This window comes from Streptomyces purpurogeneiscleroticus, assembly GCF_020024005.1.
Lineage (GTDB): Bacteria > Actinomycetota > Actinomycetes > Streptomycetales > Streptomycetaceae > Streptomyces > Streptomyces purpurogeneiscleroticus.
Genome location: NZ_NHSG01000126.1, coordinates 1 through 18,630, shown reverse-complemented (window position 1 = coordinate 18,630; position 18,630 = coordinate 1). Strand labels below are relative to the sequence as shown.

Below are 18,630 nucleotides of genomic sequence, written 5' to 3'. Positions count from 1 at the left end.
CCCCCCGGAAGCCCGAGTCCCGCGTCGCCATGGTCCGCCGCGCCCGCCGGATGAACCGCGAGCTCGCCGAGGTGTATCCGTACGCCCACCCCGAGCTGGACTTCCGTAACTCCTTCGAGCTGCTGGTCGCCACGGTCCTGTCGGCCCAGACCACCGACCTGCGGGTCAACCAGACCACTCCGGCCCTCTTCGCCGCGTATCCGACGCCCGAGGACATGGCCGCCGCCGACCCCGAGGCGCTGGAGGAGCTGATCCGTCCGACCGGCTTCTTCCGGGCGAAGGCGAGGTCGCTGCTCGGCCTCTCGGTCGCGCTGCGCGACCGGTTCGGCGGCGAGGTGCCGGGCCGGCTGGAGGACCTGGTGACCCTGCCGGGCGTCGGCCGCAAGACCGCCAACGTCGTGCTCGGCAACGCCTTCGGCGTTCCGGGGCTCACGGTCGACACGCACTTCGGGCGGCTGGTCCGCCGCTTCGGCTGGACCGCCCAGGAGGACCCGGAGAAGGTCGAGGCGGAGATCGCCGAGATCTTCCCGAAGAGCGAGTGGACGATGCTCTCGCACCGTCTGATCTTCCACGGCCGCCGCGTCTGCCACTCCCGCAAGCCCGCCTGCGGCGCGTGCCCCATCGCGCCGCTGTGCCCGTCGTACGGCGAGGGCGAGACGGACCCGGAGAAGGCCAGGAAGCTGCTCAAGTACGAGATGGGCGGCAAGCCGGGACAGCGGCTGCGGCCCCCGGCCGGCTATCCCGGCGAGCCCGCGCCTCCGTTGGGGGCCGGATGACACGCGGATGACACCAGGACGGCCCCGGGGCCGGTACGTCGGTGACCATCACCCGGTACGTCGGTGACCATCGCAAAGAGGGCCTGAGGGGGCGCGTATGACGAGAGCACAGGAGACGGCGCAGGGGATGTGCGGCCAGGACGCGTACGGACAGCAGACGGACGGACAGGGGGCGTACGGAGCCCGGGCGGCCGGCACGGGGGCGGCCGCCCGGGACATCCGGGTCACCACCGACGGCCTGCCGGAGTGGCTGCGCCCGGTGGCCGACGCGGCGGCGACGGTCCGGCCGCAGCAGCTGAGCCGCTTTCTGCCGCCCGCGACCGGCGGCCGGCAGTCCGCCGTGCTGATCCTCTTCGGGGAGGGTGCCCGCGGCCCGGAGCTGCTCCTCATGGAGCGTGCCGGGACGCTGCGCTCGCACGCGGGCCAGCCGTCCTTCCCCGGCGGCTCGCTGGACCCGGAGGACGGCGATCCGGAGGGTGACGGTCCGCTGCGGGCCGCGCTGCGCGAGGCGTGGGAGGAGACCGGCCTGGACCCGTCCGGTGTGCAGCTCTTCGGTGTCCTGCCCCGGCTCTACATCCCGGTCAGCGGCTTCGTGGTGACGCCGGTGCTCGGCTGGTGGCGCGAGCCCAGCCCGGTCGGCGCGGTCGACCAGGCCGAGACGGCCCGGGTGTTCACGGTCCCCGTGGCCGATCTCACGGACCCGGCGCACCGCGTGACGACCCGCCATCCGAGTGGCCACGTCGGCCCGGCCTTCACCGTCGAGGGGGCGCTGGTCTGGGGTTTCACGGCCGGTCTCATCGACCGCATCCTGCATTACGCGGGGTGGGAAGTGCCCTGGGACCGGGACAAGCAGGTCCCGCTCGACTGGCGCTCGTGAGACGGTGGCGGGCGTGAACGTCCTGGACATCCTGCTGTTGGTCGCCGCCGTGTGGTTCGCGGTCGTCGGTTATCGCCAAGGTTTCGTCGTCGGCATCCTGTCCGTGATCGGGTTCCTCGGCGGCGGTCTGATCGCGGTCCTTCTGTTGCCCGTGATCTGGAACGAAGTGACCGATGACGCCACACCGGGCTCCTTCGCCGCCATCGCGGCGGTCGCCATCGTGATCGTGTGCGCCTCGGTGGGACAGGCGCTCACCACCCACCTGGGCAACAAGCTCCGGCGGTACATCACCTGGTCACCGGCGCGCGCCCTGGACGCGACGGGCGGCGCGCTGGTGAACGTCGTGGCGATGCTGCTGGTGGCCTGGCTGATCGGGTCGGCCCTGGCGGGCACGTCCCTGCCGACGCTGGGCAAGGAGGTACGCAACTCCAAGGTGCTGCTCGGCGTGTCCCGGGTGATCCCGGCGCAGGCCGACACCTGGTTCGCCGACTTCTCCTCGGTACTGGCACAGAACGGCTTCCCGCAGGTCTTCACGCCGTTCTCGAACGAGCCGATCCAGGAAGTGCGGCCGCCCGACCCGGCGCTGGCCGGCAGCCCGGTGGCGGCCCGCGCGCAGCAGTCCATCGTGAAGGTCGTCGGCACGGCCACCAGCTGCGCCAAGGTCCTCGAAGGCAGCGGCTTCGTCTTCGCGCCGCACCGCGTCATGACCAACGCGCACGTCGTCGGCGGCGTGTCCGACCCGACCGTACAGATCGGCGGCCGGGGCCGGGTCTACGACGCCAAGGTCGTGCTCTACGACTGGCGGCGGGACATCGCCGTACTGGACGTACCCGATCTGCAGGCGCGCCCGCTCCGCTTCACCGACCAGGACGCGCGCAGCGGCAACAGCGCCATCGTCGCCGGCTTCCCGGAGAACGGCGGCTACGACGTCCGCTCGGCCCGCGTTCGCGGCCGTATCCAGGCCAACGGCCCGGACATCTACCACCACGGCACGGTCGCGCGCGATGTGTACTCCCTCTACGCCACGGTCCGGCAGGGCAACTCCGGCGGCCCGCTGCTCACCCCTGACGGCGAGGTCTACGGCGTGGTGTTCGCCAAGTCCCTCGACGACGACAGGACGGGCTACGCCCTGACGGCCGACGAGGTCCGCACGGACATCGAGCGGGGCCGTACGGCCCAGCGACCGGTCGACAGCCAGGGCTGCGCGATGTGAGAAGGGGCCCCGGGGCGGCTGCGAGGGCTCCCCGGGGTCTCCGGGTGCCCAGGCATGGCGCGGAGCGTCCGCCGCCCTGTGAGCCCGTCCTGCGGGCTTCCGGCGGCGCGGCCGCTTCAGGCGGCGTGGCCCGGGACAGTGGGGTCAGTTCCGCGGATGGCGGAGCCGCGCGGTCATCCAGCGCGCACGGCGGCGCAGGATGCGCGGAATGCCGAGTGGGTCGGCGAGCGCATGAGGTCCGCCCGCCCGGAGGTCCGGGGCGCTCCTCTCCTTGGTGCCCAGCGCAGCGGCATTGCTGCGGCGGTTGCGTGCCACGTCACGGTAGTCGTGCGTCCAGCCCATACCCTCGACTCTGCCCGTGCCCCGCGGTCCGTAACCGCACCGGTGTCGGTCAATTGGCCTATGCGCGAGGCAAGTGGCTGTTCGACAAACGCACGTTCCCCGCCGTTCTGCGGAGCGTCACGCCGGCTTCCGGCGCACCGGTGACGGGCAAGCCGCGAGGTCACCGGTCCGGCTCGGGATCCTTCAGCCAGTTGATGAGCTCGGTGGTGAAGGCGACCGGATCCTCCTCGTGGGGGAAGTGCCCCAGACCGTCGAAGAGACGCCAGCGGTAGGGCGCTTCGACGTACTCCCCGGAGCCGGCCGCGCTGCGGGTACGCATCACCGGGTCGAGCGAACCGTGCAGGTGCAGTGTCGGCACTCGTACGGGCCACTTCATCCGGCGGTTGAACTGGATCCCGTCCGGCCGCGCCATCGACCGCACCATCCAGCGGTACGGCTCGATCGAGCAGTGCGCCGTGGACGGGATCGTCATGGCCTTGCGGTACGCCTCGACCGCTTCGTCCTCGGGCAGCCGGGGCCCGGACCAGTCCCGGATCAGCCGTCCCACCAGCGCCGCGTCGTCGGCCACCAGTGCTCGCTCGGGCAGCCAGGGCCGCTGGAAGCTCCAGATGTGCGAGGACCGGCGGCTCTGCTTGGCGTCGGAGAGCATGGCCGAGCGCCAGCGGCGGGGGTGCGGCATCGAGGCGACCGCGAGCCGCCGTACGAGCTTGGGCCGCATCACCGCGGCCGTCCAGGCCAGATAGCCGCCCAGATCGTGCCCGACCAGCGCGGCGTCCGGCTCGCCGAGCGAGCGCACCACGCCGGTGATGTCCAGCGCGAGGTTGGCCGGGTCGTAGCCGCGGGGCGTGCGGTCGCTGCCGCCCACGCCCCGCAGGTCCATCGCCACCGCCCGGAAGCCCGCCTCGGCGAGCGCGGGCAGCTGGTACCGCCAGGTCCACCAGAACTGCGGGAAGCCGTGCAGCAGCAGTACCAGCGGCCCGTCGCCCATCTCGGCGATGTGGAAGCGCGCACCGTTGGCCGCGACGTCCCGGTGCGTCACCTCATGGCCGCCGGGGACGCCGAGTCGCAGGACCGATGCGGGCGAGGGAGCCGGCGAGGATTCGGAAGCCGTCATACGGCCGAGCGTGTCACACTCTCGACCGCCGGGTGCTCCTCCACAGACTGGCGCGGGTGCGGCTTGACGTTCCCCAGGACGGCCGCCGTCTGCTTGGCAGAGGCGACGGTCTTCTGCGGACCCTTGCCCGCCTTGGCCTTCTTGAAGAACACCAGCGCGATCAGGCCGAGCAGCCCGGCGACCAGGACGTTGGCCGCGAAGGAGAGCAGGAAGCAGACCGAGAGGTGCCAGCCGCTCCACGCCTGGATGCCGTAGGCCAGCGCGAAGCTGAGCATCGGCAGGGAGAAGAGCAGCACGATGGCCGCCGCCCCGCCGGCCAGCCCGCCGACACCGGCCCGCTTCACGTCGTTCCGCAGCTCGGCCTTGGCCAGTGCGATTTCGTCGTGCACCAGTGCGGACACTTCGGTGGTGGCGTGGGCCACCAGCTGTCCGAGGCTGCGGTCCGCGCCGCGGTCCGCGCCGTCGTCTGCTGTGCTCATCGACTGCTCCCGTTCTCTGTCTCCTGGTGATTACCCCTCAGATCATGCCGGACCATCCTGCCCGGAGTCGGGGGCGGCGGCCACCTCGGCCCGTCGTCGGTGTTCGGCCGCCTTCGCTTCGAGGAGGGCGGCCATCCGTAGGTGGTACGCCGGGGTGCCCTCCTCGTAGATGTCCGGGATGCCGTCGAGGTCCTCGTCCCGGGTCTCCTCCTCGTACAGCCGCCGGTACTTGGCGTTGCGGATCTTCAGCAGCACCGTGGCCAGTACGGCGGCTATCAGCGACCCGGTCAGTACGGCGGCCTTGATCTCGTCGGTGAGCACCGGGTCCGAGGAGAACGCCAGCTCGCCGATGAGCAGCGAGACCGTGAAGCCGATGCCGGCCAGTGCCGATACCGCGAACACGTCCGGCCACTTGAGGTCCGGGTTGAGTGTGGCCCTGGTCAGGCGGGTGGTCAGCCAGGTACCGCCGAAGATCCCGACGGCCTTGCCGAGGACCAGGCCGAGCACCACGCCAAGCGTCTCCGGCTTGGTGAAGACGTCGTGCAGCGCGCCGCCGGAGACGGACACACCGGCCGAGAAGAGGGCGAACAGCGGTACGGCGAGACCGGCCGACAGGGGGCGCACGAGGTGCTCGATGTGCTCGCCGGGGGAGTGCGGCTCGCCCTCGCGCCGGTAGCAGCGGAGCATGAGCCCCATCGCGACGCCCGCGATGGTCGCGTGCACGCCGCTGTTGTACATCAGACCCCAGATGACCAGGGCGAGCGGTACGTACACGTACCAGCCCCGGACGCCCTTGCGCAGCAGTACGTAGAAGACCGCGAGGCCCAGCACGGCGCCGCCGAGCGCCCAGAAGTTGATCGTGGAGGTGAAGAAGACCGCGATGATCAGGATGGCGAAGAGGTCGTCGACGACGGCCAGGGTCAGCAGAAAGGCGCGCAGCGCGGACGGCAGCGACGTACCGATGACGGCCAGGACGGCCAGCGCGAAGGCGATGTCCGTCGCGGTCGGGACGGCCCAGCCGTCCAGTGAGCCACCGCCCGTCGTGTTGACGACGGTGTAGACGACCGCGGGCATGACCATGCCGCACAGCGCGGCGACGACGGGCAGCGCCGCGGCCTTGGGGTCGCGCAGCTCGCCCGCGACCAGCTCGCGCTTGAGCTCGATACCGGCCACGAAGAAGAAGACCGCCAGCAGGCCGTCGGCCGCCCAGTGCTGTATCGAGAGGTCCAGGCCGAGGGAGGCCGGGCCGATGTGGAAGCTGCGGACCGCCTCGTAGCTGTCGCCGAGCGGGGTGTTGGCCCAGAGGAGCGCGACCACCGCCGCCACCAGCAGCAGGACACCGCCCACGGTCTCCGTACGGAGGAGGTCCGCGAGGTAGTTCCGCTCGGGCAGGGACATCCGCCCGAGGAAGACGGAACGGCGGGGGGTGGGCGAGTTCACGCGGGGACCTCCGGGCATCGGCAGCTGTGCATGGCTGTTGCAGTTGCCGACCAGACTTCCCGGCGCACCCAGTTCGTTTCGCGCGTTTCTTGACGCGTTCTTCACTCTACCGGGTGGTGCAGGAACGATCCAGCGATCTTCACATTAGGGGCATATGGGGCGGTAGGTCGCGTGGGGTGCGGCAGGGGTGGGCGCTCCGGCGCGGGACAGCCGATCCTCCGGCGCGCGATCCTGCCCGGCACTCCGGCGCGCGCCCCGGCTCCCGACCTGCTCGCGCACGCAGAGGGGCGCCCCGCCGGTGCACGGCGGGGCGCCCTCAGTGATGCGTACCGGTCAGTCCTCGCTCGGCGCGCTCGGCAGCTGGGTCTGGATCAGCTCCATGACCGAGGAGTCGGTCAGGGTCGAGACGTCGCCCAGGTCACGGTTCTCCGCGACGTCGCGCAGCAGCCGGCGCATGATCTTGCCGGAGCGGGTCTTGGGCAGCTCCGCGACCGGCAGGATGCGCTTCGGCTTGGCGATCGGGCCCAGGCTCTGCGCGACATGCGCCCGCAGCTCGTTCACCAGCGCCTCGTCCTGCTCGGCGCCGCCGCGCAGGATCACGAAGGCGCAGATGGACTGGGTCGTCTGCGGGTCAGTGGCGCCCACGACGGCCGCCTCGGCCACCTTCGGGTGCGAGACCAGCGCGGATTCGACCTCGGTGGTGGAGATGTTGTGGCCGGACACGAGCATGACGTCGTCCACCCGGCCCAGCAGCCAGATGTCGCCGTCCTCGTCCTTCTTCGCGCCGTCGCCCGCGAAGTACTTGCCCTCGAAGCGGGACCAGTACGTGTCGAGGTAGCGCTGGTCGTCGCCCCAGATGGTGCGCAGCATGGACGGCCAGGGCTCGGTCAGGACCAGGTAGCCGCCGGCGCCGTCCGGCACCTCGTTCGCGTCGTCGTCGACGACGGTCGCCGCGATGCCCGGCAGCGGGACCTGCGCGGAGCCCGGCTTGGCCGTCGTGACGCCGGGCAGTGGGCTGAGCATGATGCCGCCGGTCTCGGTCTGCCACCAGGTGTCCACGACGGGCGTCCGGTCGCCGCCGATGTGCTTGCGGTACCAGATCCACGCCTCGGGGTTGATCGGCTCGCCGACCGAGCCCAGCACGCGCAGGCTCGACAGGTCGAACTTGGCGGGGATGTCGTCGCCCCACTTCATGCTGGCGCGGATCGCGGTCGGCGCCGTGTACAGGATCGTCACGCCGTACTTCTGGACGATCTCCCACCAGCGGCCCTGGTGCGGGGTGTCGGGCGTGCCCTCGTAGAGCACCTCGGTCGCGCCGTTCGAAAGCGGGCCGTAGGTGATGTACGAGTGGCCGGTCACCCAGCCGACGTCGGCGGTGCACCAGTAGACGTCGGTCTCCGGCTTGAGGTCGAAGACCGCGTGGTGGGTGTAGGAGACCTGGGTGAGGTAGCCGCCCGTGGTGTGCAGGATGCCCTTGGGCTTACCGGTCGTGCCCGAGGTGTACAGGATGAACAGCGGGTGCTCGGCGTCGAACGCCTGCGGGGTGTGCTGGTCGCTCTGCTGGTCGACGAGGTCGTGCCACCAGACGTCGCGGCCCTCCATCCAGGCGGTGTCCTGGCCGGTGCGGCGGACCACGAGGACGTTGCGGACGTTCTCCGTGCCGGGCTTGGTCAGGGCCTCGTCGACGGCGGGCTTGAGCGCGGAGGGCTTGCCGCGGCGGTAACCACCGTCGGAGGTGATCACGACGCGGGCGTCCGCGTCCTTGATGCGGGTGGCCAGCGCGTCTGCGGAGAAGCCGCCGAAGACCACCGAGTGCGGCGCGCCCAGCCGGGCGCAGGCCAGCATGGCGATGACCGTCTCCGGGATCATCGGCAGGTAGATCGCGACCCGGTCGCCGGCCTCGACGCCCAGCGCGGTCAGTGCGTTGGCCGCCTTGGAGACCTCGCGCTGCAGCTCGGCGTAGGTGATGGCCCGGGTGTCGCCGGGCTCACCCTCGAAGTGGATGGCCACCCGGTCGCCCAGGCCGTTCTCCACATGCCGGTCGACGCAGTTGTACGCGACGTTGAGCTTGCCGTCGGCGAACCACTTCGCGAACGGCGCGTTGGACCAGTCCAGCGTCTGGGTGGGCTCGGTGTCCCAGGTCAGACGCTTCGCCTGCTCGGCCCAGAAGCCCAGCCGGTCCGCCCCGGCCTGCTCGTACGCCACCGCCTTGACATTGGCGTCGGCAGCCAGATCGGCGGGCGGTGCGAACCGCCGCTCCTCCTTCATCAGGTTGGCCAGGCTTTCGTTGCTCACGGCATCTCCCAGTCTCAGGGCGTCCGGTTGTCCCGGCCATAGCTCATCAGCCGATGGCCGCCCTGACAAGGGCTGTTGATAAAAATTGGTGTAGACCTTTACATGATCATCAACCTTCCGGGTCAATTGGGCAAGGGAGTTGACGGAGTGGGGGCGTCGCCGCAGGTCACAGACGCCCCCGCGAGTCGCCCCCGTGTCGCACTACGCCGTGACCGGGGCGACCGGCGTTGCTTCGGGCCGTACGGCCGAGAAACGGCCCGAGCCGTGCTCCAGTACGTACGTCTGCGCCTCGCCGACGTGGAAGTACATGCCGTGCAGCGACAGCGAACCCTCGGCCACCCGGCGGGCCACGCAGTGATGCGACATCAGGTGATCGAGCTGCTGCATGACATTGACGAGCGCCAGGCGCTCCAGGTCGTCGGCGACAGGCCGGTCGGCCAGGCTGACGTCCGCGCCTTCGGGCCGTGCCATCCGGGCCAGGCTGGGGCGGCCGTGGCGCAGCCAGCGTGCGAGCGGAGTCCGCGCGCCGGGCTCGTGGCGGTCCGAGCCGAGGAGCGCCTGCATCGCGCCGCAGCCCGAATGCCCGCACACGGTGATCGAGCCGACCTTCAGTACCTCGACGGCGTACTCGATGGCGGCGCCCACGGAGTCGCAGGCGGCCTCCGTGCCCGGCGGCGGCATCAGATTGCCGATGTTGCGCACCGTGAAGAGGTCGCCCGGGCCGCTCGACGTGATCATGCTCGTGACGAGACGGGAATCGGCGCAGGTCAGGAAGAGGTTGGTGGGCCGCTGGCCCTCCCGGGCGAGCCGCGCCAGCTCCTCGCGTACCAGTGGTGCCGTATGCCGCTGGAACGCGCTGACCCCGCCGAGCAGCTGGCCGCCTCCCAGGAGCTGCCTTTCGGCCCTGCCGGCGGGCCGCGCCGTCCGGGTGCAGTGATGGTTGCGCCACGGGGTCCAGGGGCGGCAGGCGTGCGTGCCGGCCGGCTCCCCGATCGGCCTGCCGCCGCGCCCGCCCAGCGTGACCTCGCCGCCGCGAGCCCGGTGGGCGCTCGTCCAGGACTGCAGCGCCTCGAAGGCGGCGTGATCCATGAACGAGCCGTACAGCTCGATCACCGCGGGTGCCGTCGCGGGCACCTGGGCGAGCGCCCGGGTCAGCCGCGGCACGGCCAGGAACGTCAACTGGCCGCTGACGCGCACCCGGTGCCGACCGTCGTCCTTGATGACGGAGACGCGGGTGTGGGTGAGCCGGCGCAGCGCCAGGAAGACGGCGACGGCGATGCCCAGTCCCACCCCCTGCAGCACCCCGAAGACCACCACGCCGCCCAGCGTGATGGCGTAGACCGGGAACTCGCGATGCCGCTGGACGTGCCGGATGTGCGCGAAGCTCACCATCCGTACGCCGACGAGCATCACCAGGGCGGCGAGCGCGGCCAGCGGGATCAGCTCCAGCGCGCCGGCGAAGAGCCCGGCGCAGAGCACCACCCACACGCCGTGCAGCACCGTCGACGCGCGCCCCGTCGCGCCGGCCTTCACGTTCGCCGAGCCGCGCATCGCGCCGCCGGCGATCGGCAGGCCGCCCAGCAGTCCGGAGACGACGTTCGACGCCCCCTGGCCGGTCAGCTCGCGGTCCAGGTGGGTGGGGGCGGGACCGGGGCCGGGCTGTTCGGTGGCCAGCTTGTCGACCGCGACGGCCGACAGCAACGACTCCATGCTCGCCACGAGCGTGACCGTCAGGACGGCGGCGGTCAGGCCCAGCAGGGGCGTGTCCGGGAGCGCGGGCAGCGTCGGTACGTGCCACGAGGGCAGGTCGACCCGGGGCACCGTGAAGCCCGCGCTCAGGGCGGTGGCCACGGCGACCGCGGGCAGCGGCGAGGGAATCCTGCGCAGTGTGTGCCCCACACGCCCGGGCAGACGCGTCCAGCCAGCCAGGACGGCGACGGTGACCGCGGCGATCAGTACCGAAGCGCCGTGCAGGCCCGCCAACTGGCCCGGCAGCTCCGCGATGTTGGTGAGCGAGGAACTGTGCGCGCCGCCGCCGAGCACGACGTGCAGCTGACCGAGCGCGATGGTCACGCCGATGCCGGCGAGCATGCCGTGGACGATCGCCGGGCTGATGGCGAGGGCCGCGCGGGCCACCCGGAGTGCACCCAGGGCGAGCTGGATTAGTCCGGCCAGCACCGTGATGGCGCAGGTCGCCGGCCAGCCGTACCGCTGCACGAGGTCGGCGGTGACGATGAGGAGGCCGGTGGCGGCGCCGCTGACCTGGAGCGGGGCGCCGCCGAGCAGACCGGCGACGAGACCGCCCACGGCCGCGGCGATGAGCCCGGCCTGCGGCGGCGCACCCGTGGCCAGTGCGATGCCGAGCGAGAGGGGGATGGCGATCAGGAAGATGACGAAGGAGGCGCCGAGGTCGCGGCGCCAGGCCCCCGGTGAGAGATGGCGGAAGGGCCCGGACGGTTTTCCGGAGGGCCGTTGGCGGTCGTGGTCCTGCTGTGTGTGCTGGGGGTCCTGGGACCCCGGTGGGGCCGGCTCGGGGGCGTGAGGCTGCGGCATTCCCGTCTCCTCCGGGGCGACGCGGCCGCGCTACGGGGCGCGGTCGTGGGCGGCGGTGTACTGCGGGCTGAGCCGGCCGGGGTACGTCGCGGTGAGTGACGGTCCGGTGACTCTCCAGATTCGGTAAAGGAATCGTAATGTCGCACCAGGTCGCAAAGAAGCCAGAACGGGCAAATGAGCTGGCGGTTCCATCCATCAGGTGAATGCGGGGGCGGTCGCGGCGCGTGTGTTTACCCCGGGGCCGGGCGCGGTATCGGTCCGCGGGCCCGGCCCCTGTGACGCATCGGCCGGCAGGCACCTGGTGCGGGCCGCCGTACGACTCGTCAGGCGGGCTGGGGTGCGGTCGTGGCCATGCCCTCGGAGAGAACGAATCCGGGGTCCACCTGGGACGTCAGGTCGGCCCCGGTCTTGCTGTTGCCCCAGCTCTCGGCGTTCTTCAGGTGGAAGTGCACCATCTGCCGGGTGTAGCGCTCCCAGTCGCGCCCTTCGTACGCGGCGTCGGCAGCCGTGTGCAGCGTGCGCAGCGCCTCGTGGTTGGCGCTCTCCAGCTCCACGAAGGGCGCGGGCCTGCCCTTCTCCATGGCGCGCACCCAGTCGGAATGGCCGACAGTCACCAGCAGGTCGTCACCCACCTGCTCCCGCAGGAAGGCGAGGTCGTCCGGCCCCTGCACCTTGTTGCCGACCACCTTCAGCTCGACACCGAAGTCGCGCGCGTACTCCTTGTACTGGCGGTACACGGCGACGCCCTTACGGGTCGGCTCGGCCACCAGGAAGGTCAGGTCGAATCGGGTGAACATCCCGGAGGCGAACGAGTCCGAGCCGGCCGTCATGTCGACGACCACGTACTCCTCCCGGCCGTCCACGAGGTGGTTCAGGCACAGCTCCACGGCGCCCACCTTGGAGTGGTAGCAGGCCACGCCGAGGTCGGACTCGGTGAACGGCCCTGTGGCCAGCAGCCGGACCGTGCGGTCGTCGAGGCGCACGTCCCGTGCGCAGGCGGCGTACACCGGGTTGTCCTCGACGACCCGCAGCAGCCGCGAGCCCGCGCCCGGGGGCGTTGTCTTGATCATCGTGTCGGCGGACGCGATGCGCGGGTTGTCGCCCCGCAAGTAGTCCTTGATGAGCGGGAGATGGGCGCCCATCGCGGGGAGCGCGGCGGCCTGGTCCTCATCGAGGCCGAGTGCGGCCCCCAGGTGCTGGTTGATATCGGCGTCCACCGCGATCACGGGCGTGACGGTGGCGGCGAGGTGACGGATGAACAGCGAGGACAGCGTGGTCTTGCCACTGCCGCCCTTGCCCACGAAAGCGATCTTCATGTTCACGAAGCGTAATTGCGAAATCGCCTTGAGTTAGAGGTTTACGTGAAGAAGACCACTCCAACGAGGGGTGTGCCCTTGTGGTGCGTAGGGTCGTCCCCATGAGTACGACAGCCGACCCGCTCGCGACCCTCGCCTCGCTCCCCGGAGTCGCCGACAGCGTGGACTCCGTACGCAAGAGCATCGACCGGGTCTACGGGCACCGGATCATGCGGCGCCGCAGCAATGAGGTCACAGCGGAGGCGGCCCTGCGCAGCGCGCGCGGCTCGGCGGCGCTGTCCGGCGCCGACTGGGCGCTGGAAGAGGTGCGCAGGCGCACGGACTTCAGTGGCGACGGCGAGGAGCGCACCGTGGGGGCAGCCCTGCGGCTGTCGGCCGAGGCGGGGCAGCTCCTCAGTGTGTGGCGGCAGTCGCCGCTTCGGGTGCTGGCCCGGCTGCACCTGGTTGCGGCGGGCGGCGACGCGCCCGATGAGAGCGTGGGCCGGCCCCGGCTGGTGGGCGAGCCGGTGGACGAGCCGCTGATCGAGCTGCCGCTCCCGGACGCCGACGAGGTGGCCGGCCGGCTGGACGGGCTGGTCCGCCTGCTGCTGTCCGGCACCAAGGCACCGGCGCTGGTCATGGCTGCGGTGGTGCACGGTGAACTGCTCGCGCTGCGGCCCTTCGGGTCCTGCAACGGCCTGGTGGCGCGCACGGCGGAACGTATCGTCCTGGTCGGCAGCGGCCTCGACCCGAAGTCGATCTCTCCGTCGGAGGTCGGCCACGCGGAGCTGGGCCGGGCGGCGTACGTCGCGGCGCTGGAGAACTACGTGTCCGGCACCCCGGAGGGGATGGCGGCCTGGATCGCCCACTGCGGGCGCGCGGTGGAGCTGGGCGCACGCGAGAGCATGGCGGTCTGTGAGGCGCTCCAGCGAGGCGCTGCGTAGTACGGGCCTCCGGGCGGCTCACGGACCTTCAGAGGCCCGGACAAGGGTTGCGGCGGTACCTGGTCCTGCTCGGTACCGCCGCATTGCACTCCCGCCGGGTTACCAATGCGTGCACGATAGTTGCCGACAGGTCGGAGACTTTGTCCTTACCTGGTGCGGCTGGCCCGTAATCGACGGGTCGGCGTCGCGTGGGTGCCCGACGTTCATGCTCGGTCCGTGGGGCCTACCTGCGTTGAAGGTGCTCCTCTCGGAGAATCCTTGGTCTCGCGGGCCGTTAATTCCTTTGTACTCCTGCTGTCCGGTAAGCGGAACCCCTCGCCGCACATCTTTACTTTTGCCTTCAAACGGGGGTGATTCGGGCGTCTGTAGGGGCCCGGCCCCGGCTGAGGGGCGCGCGTGGGGGACTCGCCTCAGGCGGAGAGGGCGCGCGCCGGCGTGCCGCGCCGCCGGCTGGCGTACCAGACCAGACCCGCTGTGGCGGCGGCCGCGCCCACCGCGACGGCGACCAGCGCCGGCCGCGGCGGCATGGCGAGCGACGGGATCCGCTGCTTCAGGCGCACCGGCCGGTTGAAGGTCAGCGTCGGCCAGCCGCGGGCCGCGGCCTCCCGGCGCAGCGCCCGGTCGGGGTTGACCGCGTGCGGGTGGCCGACGGTCTCCAGCATCGGGACATCGGTCGCCGAGTCGCTGTACGCGTAGCAGCGCGCGAGGTCGTACCCCTCGGAGGCGGCGAGCTCCCGGATCGCCTCGGCCTTGGTGGGGCCGTAGGCGTAGTACTCGATCTCTCCCGTGAAGCGGCCGTCCTCGCCGACGACCATGCGCGTGGCCACCACCCGGTCGGCGCCGAGCAGCTCGCCGATGGGCTCGACCACCTCGGCTCCCGAGGTGGAGACGATGACGACGTCGCGGCCCGCGGTGTGGTGCTCCTCGATGAGGGACGCCGCCTCGTCGTAAATGAGCGGGTCGATCAGGTCGTGGAGGGTCTCGGCGACGATCTCCCGTACCTGCGCCACGTCCCACCCGCGGCAGAGCGCGGAGAGGTACTCCCGCATCCGCTCCATCTGGTCGTGGTCCGCGCCGCCCGCCAGGAAGACGAACTGGGTGTACGCGGTGCGCAGTGCGGCCCGTCGATTGATCAGGCCACCTCGGTAGAACGACTTGCTGAAGGTCAGCGTGCTCGACTTAGCAATGACTGTCTTGTCCAGGTCGAAGAACGCGGCCGCCCGAGGCGCTGAGTGCGGTGCTGAAGGAAGCGAGCTTCGGTTTTCCACAAGGCGAGCATAGGGGGGCACCATTCGGCGTAAGGTGTGGCGCGTGGGTTTGCCTGAGAAGGCTCTCGGGTACACCATGGAAGTCACGGATCGTTCGCGACCGTGCTAACCCGGCCCGGCTCCTCCCCCCCCGAGTCGGCCGTGGAGACGACCCCCGCTCTCCCCCCGGCGGGGGTCGTCGCATGTCCGGACCCGTTTTCGGACCCCGGGGCCTGCTTCCTGATCTTCCTTCGGCGATCTTCCGCCGCGCGCCGTCGCGGCCGCCGTTCGTAACTTACCGTAATCAGGGGACTGCTCTCAGGAAGTTTTCCATAGTCGCTGGTATAGGTGACCGGGATATTCACAGCCTCAGTAGTTGTCCACAGTTTTCGACCAAGATCCACGAGATTTTCCGGATCGCTGCACCGTGAAAGTCCGCGAAGTTCGCGGATGTACGAGTTGTGTAGCGACAGGGGGACGGAACGTGGCCGGAAGCAACGATTTGGATCGTATGGACCGGGGCCCGCAAGAGCCCGGTCCGTTGATCGTCACCGAGGACGAAAGTCTCCTCGACGATCTCCTCAGACTCTGCGCGGCGGCGGGCACGGTGCCGGCCGTGGCGCACGGAGGCAGCGCCCGGGCCGCGGGCTGGGAAACGGCCCCCTTGGTCATCGTCGGGGAGGACTGCGTCCACCGGCTGTGGGGCACCGGACGCCGGGCGGGCGTGGTCCTCATCGGACGGGACCCGCAGGACACCCGCGTATGGGAGCAGGCCGTCGAGATCGGCGCCGAGCGCGTCCTCGGACTGCCGGACGGCGAGAGCTGGCTGGTCGACCGGATCGCGGACGCCGTGGAGGGCGACCGGCGGCCGGCCCTCACGGTGGGTGTGCTCGGCGGCCGGGGCGGCGCCGGCGCGAGCACCCTCGCCTGCGCCCTGGCAGTGACCGCCGCGCGAGAGGGCCACCGGACGATACTGATCGACGCCGACCCGCTGGGCGGCGGCCTCGACGTACTGCTCGGCGGCGAGCGGGAGAAGGGGCTGCGCTGGCCCGCCTTCGCCGAGTCCCGCGGCCGGGTCGGCGGCGGCGCCCTGGCCGAGTCCCTGCCGCACCTCCACTCGCTGCGCGTCCTGAGCTGGGACCGCGGGGACTCGGTCACGATCCCGCCGCCGGCCATGCGCGCGGTGATGTCGGCGGCCCGCAGACGCGGCGGTGTCGTGGTGGTCGACCTGCCGCGCCATCTCGACGAAGCCGTGTCCGAAGCGCTCTCCCAGATCGACGTCGGACTGCTGCTGGTCCCCGCCGAACTGCGCGCGACGGTGGCGGCCCGGCGCATCGCGGTCCCTGCCCGGGCGACCCTGCGCGATCTGCGCGTGGTCGTACGCGAAACGCAGGGCCCCGGCCTGCCGGATACCGAGCCGGCCCGGCTGCTCTCCCTGCCCCTGGTCGGCACCGCGCCCTGGGATCCGCACCTCGCGGACTCCCTCGCCCGCGGCGCCCCGCCGGGCGCGCACGCGAGGGAACCACTGGCCCAGTTCTGCACGGAGTTCTGGGGACGGGTGCTGGGCGGAGCGGAGCGGGCCTCGGGCACGGCGGGGGCTGCGCAGTCCCGGTCGGAGGACGGCGAGGGGGCCGTCTCATGAACGGGTTCGGTGGCATGAGGAAGGAAGCCCGGCGGGACACCGGTGCCGGAAGCGGGGGTTCGGTCCGCTCCACGGCGCTCATCGAAGCGCGTGGCCTCATGGGGATGCGCGGTCTCGCCGGGGCGCGTGGTCTTCCGGGACTGAGGGGCGCGCCCGGCCCGGCGAATCCGGTGGGCGCGGGAAATCCGGTGGGTGTGGCTACTCCGATGGGCGCGGCTACTCCGGCCGGAGTGGCGGAGCCGTCCGGTGCCGGGCCCGGGGCGGGCACGCCCGGCCCGGGGACCGGGTCACGCGGTGGCGCGGGGGACAGGCTCCTGGAGGCCGTACGCCAGAGACTCGCCCGGGACGGTGCCGAGCCGACGCCCGCCCGGGTGGCCGTGGCGCTGCGCGAGGAAGGGCGGCTGCTCGGCGATGCCGAGGTGCTGGGCGTCGTGGCCGCGCTGCGCTCCGAAATGGTCGGCAGTGGCCCCCTTGAGCCGCTGCTCGCCGCACCCGAGGTGACGGACGTGCTGGTCACCGCGCCCGACGAGGTCTGGGTCGACCGCGGCGGCGGACTGCGGCGCACGGACGTGCGCTTCCCCGATGCCGCGGCCGTCCGCAGACTCGCCCAGCGCCTGGCGGCGGTGGCCGGGCGCCGCCTGGACGACGCGCATCCCTGGGTGGACGCGCGGCTGCCCGACGGGACCCGTCTGCACGCCGTGCTCCCACCTGTGGCGGTCGGCTCGACCTGTCTCTCGCTGCGGGTGGTGCGCCCGAAAGCGTTCACGCTGGAAGAGCTCGTCGCGGCGGGCACGGTGCCGCCGGGCGGCGACCGGCTGCTGCGGTCGGTCCTGGCCGCCCGGCTGTCCTTCCTGGTCAGCGGCGGCACGGGCAGCGGCAAGACCACGCTGCTGAGCGCCCTGCTGGGCCTGGTGGGGCGGGACGAGCGGATCGTCCTGGCCGAGGACTCCGCGGAGCTGCGGCCCGACCACCCGCACGTCGTACGACTGGAGACCCGCCCGGCGAACCAGGAGGGCGTCGGCCTGGTCACGCTGCGGGATCTGGTGCGCCAGGCGCTGCGCATGCGTCCGGACCGGCTGGTGGTGGGCGAGGTGCGCGGCCCCGAGGTGACGGACCTGCTGGCCGCGCTCAATACGGGCCACGAAGGAGGCTGCGGCACTGTGCACGCGAACGCCGCCGCCGACGTCCCGGCCAGGCTGGAGGCGCTCGGCTCGACCGCCGGGCTGGACCGCGCGGCTCTGCACAGCCAGTTGGCCGCCGCGCTCTCGGTCGTTCTGCACCTCGTACGGGATCGCACGGGCCACCGTCGCATCGCCGAGATCCACGTCCTCGACCGCGCCCCCTCGGGCCTGGTCACCACCACGCCGGCCGCGGTCTGGCATCCGGCCGGCTTCCGACGGGCCGAGGGCTGGGCCCGCCTGGCCGCCCTCTGCCACTGCGGAAGCGCCATGAACGGGGGAGACGACGTGAACGGGGACATGCCATGAGCGGGGAGGTGGCGGCGGACGCGATGACGCCGGTGTGCGCGGCGTTGCTGTGCGCGGGGGCCGGACTGTGGACGGCCGGCGGCCGGGACAACTCCTTGCGGCGCGCGCGGCTGTTGCTGGCAGGCGGTGAGGCCGCAGGTCTCGGGCCTGCCGTACGGCGACAGGGTGCGGGGAAGCGGCCACGTACCGGGCGGCGCGGGGCATACGGCGAGCGAGCGGTCCGCAGGTGCGGGACGTGGTCGGGGCGGCTGGGGTCTGCCCTGTGGTGCCTGCCCATCGGAGCCGTACTGGGTCTTCTGGGCCAGTCGTTGTTGCCGGTGGCTCTCGGGGCGCTGGCCGTGCCGGTCGCGCACCGCCGGCTGACCGGCCGCGCTGCGCAACAGGAGCACGACCGTCGTCGTGATGACGTGATCGCGTTCTGCGCGGCGGTCGCCGCCGAGCTCCGTGCGGGCTGCCAACCGGGACAGGCCCTGCTGCTCGCCGGCGCGGAGGGCCGGGCAGGACCGGCCGGATGGGGCTGTGCGGGGGACGCGGTGCTGGCGGCGGCGCGGTTCGGCGGGGACGTGCCGGGTGCGCTGCGCGAGGCGGCGCGGCTGCCGGGTGCGGAGGGGCTGACGGGCGTGGCCGCGTGCTGGCAGGTCGCCGTGCAGGGCGGCGTCGGCCTCGCCGCGGGCATCGAGCGCGTCACGGCAGGACTCCGGGCACAGCGGCACCAACGGGCGGACCTGCAAGCACAGTTGGCGGGAGCCCGCACGACGGCCCTGATGCTCGCCCTCCTGCCGGCCTTCGGGCTGCTGATGGGCAGCGCGCTGGGAGCGGATCCGCTCCAGGTGCTCCTGCACACGCCGGTCGGCTGGGCCTGCCTGGTGGTCGGCGGGCTGCTGGAGTGGGCGGGGGTGCTCTGGACGGGGCGCATCGTCCGTGCG

15 protein-coding genes are annotated in these 18,630 nt (G+C 72.0%); 7 read left to right on the top strand and 8 right to left on the bottom strand.

Annotated features, from left to right (window positions below):
- The 3 genes from nth to CCS38_RS06735 form a co-directional block, all read left to right on the top strand.
- Positions 1-776, top strand: a 776-nt coding sequence (gene nth, locus CCS38_RS06745) for an endonuclease III (protein ID WP_223732278.1), incomplete at its 5' end; no start/stop codon positions are given.
- A 97-nt stretch (positions 777-873) separates the two neighbouring features.
- Positions 874-1,653: an NUDIX hydrolase gene (locus CCS38_RS06740; RefSeq protein ID WP_372457006.1), complete on the top strand. Its 780-nt coding sequence runs from the start codon at positions 874-876 to the stop codon at positions 1,651-1,653.
- Positions 1,654-1,666: 13 nt separating this feature from the next.
- Positions 1,667-2,866 carry a MarP family serine protease gene (locus CCS38_RS06735; RefSeq protein ID WP_223732277.1) on the top strand — a complete coding sequence of 400 codons (1,200 nt, stop codon included), beginning with the start codon at positions 1,667-1,669 and terminating at the stop codon, positions 2,864-2,866.
- Between the two features lie 144 nt (positions 2,867-3,010).
- Here CCS38_RS06735 and CCS38_RS06730 read toward each other — a convergent pair whose 3' ends face one another.
- From CCS38_RS06730 to CCS38_RS06700, 7 genes are all read right to left on the bottom strand, one after another.
- Positions 3,011-3,208: a hypothetical protein gene (locus tag CCS38_RS06730; RefSeq protein ID WP_223732276.1), complete on the bottom strand. Its 198-nt coding sequence runs from the start codon at positions 3,206-3,208 to the stop codon at positions 3,011-3,013.
- A gap of 160 nt (positions 3,209-3,368) precedes the next feature.
- Positions 3,369-4,322, bottom strand: a complete 954-nt coding sequence (locus CCS38_RS06725) for an alpha/beta fold hydrolase (protein ID WP_030260125.1) — start codon at positions 4,320-4,322, stop codon at positions 3,369-3,371.
- Positions 4,319-4,801, bottom strand: coding sequence for a phage holin family protein (locus CCS38_RS06720; RefSeq protein WP_223732275.1), 483 nt, complete (start codon positions 4,799-4,801; stop codon positions 4,319-4,321). Before CCS38_RS06720 ends, CCS38_RS06725 begins: the two co-directional genes overlap by 4 nt.
- A 42-nt stretch (positions 4,802-4,843) precedes the next feature.
- Entirely contained in the window at positions 4,844-6,259 is a 1,416-nt protein-coding gene (gene nhaA / locus CCS38_RS06715; protein ID WP_223732274.1) for a Na+/H+ antiporter NhaA, read from the bottom strand.
- Positions 6,260-6,574: 315 nt separating this feature from the next.
- Positions 6,575-8,536, bottom strand: coding sequence for an acetate--CoA ligase (gene acs / locus CCS38_RS06710; RefSeq protein WP_223732273.1), 1,962 nt, complete (start codon positions 8,534-8,536; stop codon positions 6,575-6,577).
- 201 nt (positions 8,537-8,737) lie between these two features.
- The gene (locus tag CCS38_RS06705) at positions 8,738-11,089 is read right to left on the bottom strand and encodes a bifunctional SulP family inorganic anion transporter/carbonic anhydrase (protein WP_223732272.1); all 2,352 of its coding nucleotides are present in this window, start codon (positions 11,087-11,089) and stop codon (positions 8,738-8,740) included.
- Positions 11,090-11,412: 323 nt separating this feature from the next.
- Positions 11,413-12,405: an ATP-binding protein gene (locus CCS38_RS06700; protein WP_223732271.1), complete on the bottom strand. Its 993-nt coding sequence runs from the start codon at positions 12,403-12,405 to the stop codon at positions 11,413-11,415.
- 101 nt (positions 12,406-12,506) lie between these two features.
- On the opposite strand from CCS38_RS06700, the gene CCS38_RS06695 reads away from it, so the two are divergent.
- Positions 12,507-13,328, top strand: coding sequence for a Fic family protein (locus CCS38_RS06695; protein ID WP_223732270.1), 822 nt, complete (start codon positions 12,507-12,509; stop codon positions 13,326-13,328).
- Positions 13,329-13,738: 410 nt separating this feature from the next.
- Here the strand turns inward: CCS38_RS06695 and CCS38_RS06690 are convergent, their stop codons facing one another.
- Positions 13,739-14,620 (bottom strand): HAD-IB family hydrolase, encoded by an 882-nt coding sequence (locus CCS38_RS06690; RefSeq protein ID WP_051831420.1) that lies wholly within the window; start codon positions 14,618-14,620, stop codon positions 13,739-13,741.
- Between the two features lie 466 nt (positions 14,621-15,086).
- On the opposite strand from CCS38_RS06690, the gene ssd reads away from it, so the two are divergent.
- The 3 genes from ssd to CCS38_RS06675 form a co-directional block, all read left to right on the top strand.
- Complete coding sequence (ssd, locus tag CCS38_RS06685) at positions 15,087-16,217, top strand: septum site-determining protein Ssd (protein ID WP_223732269.1); 1,131 nt, start codon at positions 15,087-15,089, stop codon at positions 16,215-16,217.
- Positions 16,218-16,423: 206 nt separating this feature from the next.
- Complete coding sequence (locus CCS38_RS06680) at positions 16,424-17,704, top strand: TadA family conjugal transfer-associated ATPase (protein ID WP_263301775.1); 1,281 nt, start codon at positions 16,424-16,426, stop codon at positions 17,702-17,704.
- Positions 17,701-18,630, top strand: a 930-nt coding sequence (locus CCS38_RS06675; RefSeq protein ID WP_223732267.1) for a type II secretion system F family protein, incomplete at its 3' end; no start/stop codon positions are given. The genes CCS38_RS06680 and CCS38_RS06675, both read left to right, overlap by 4 nt.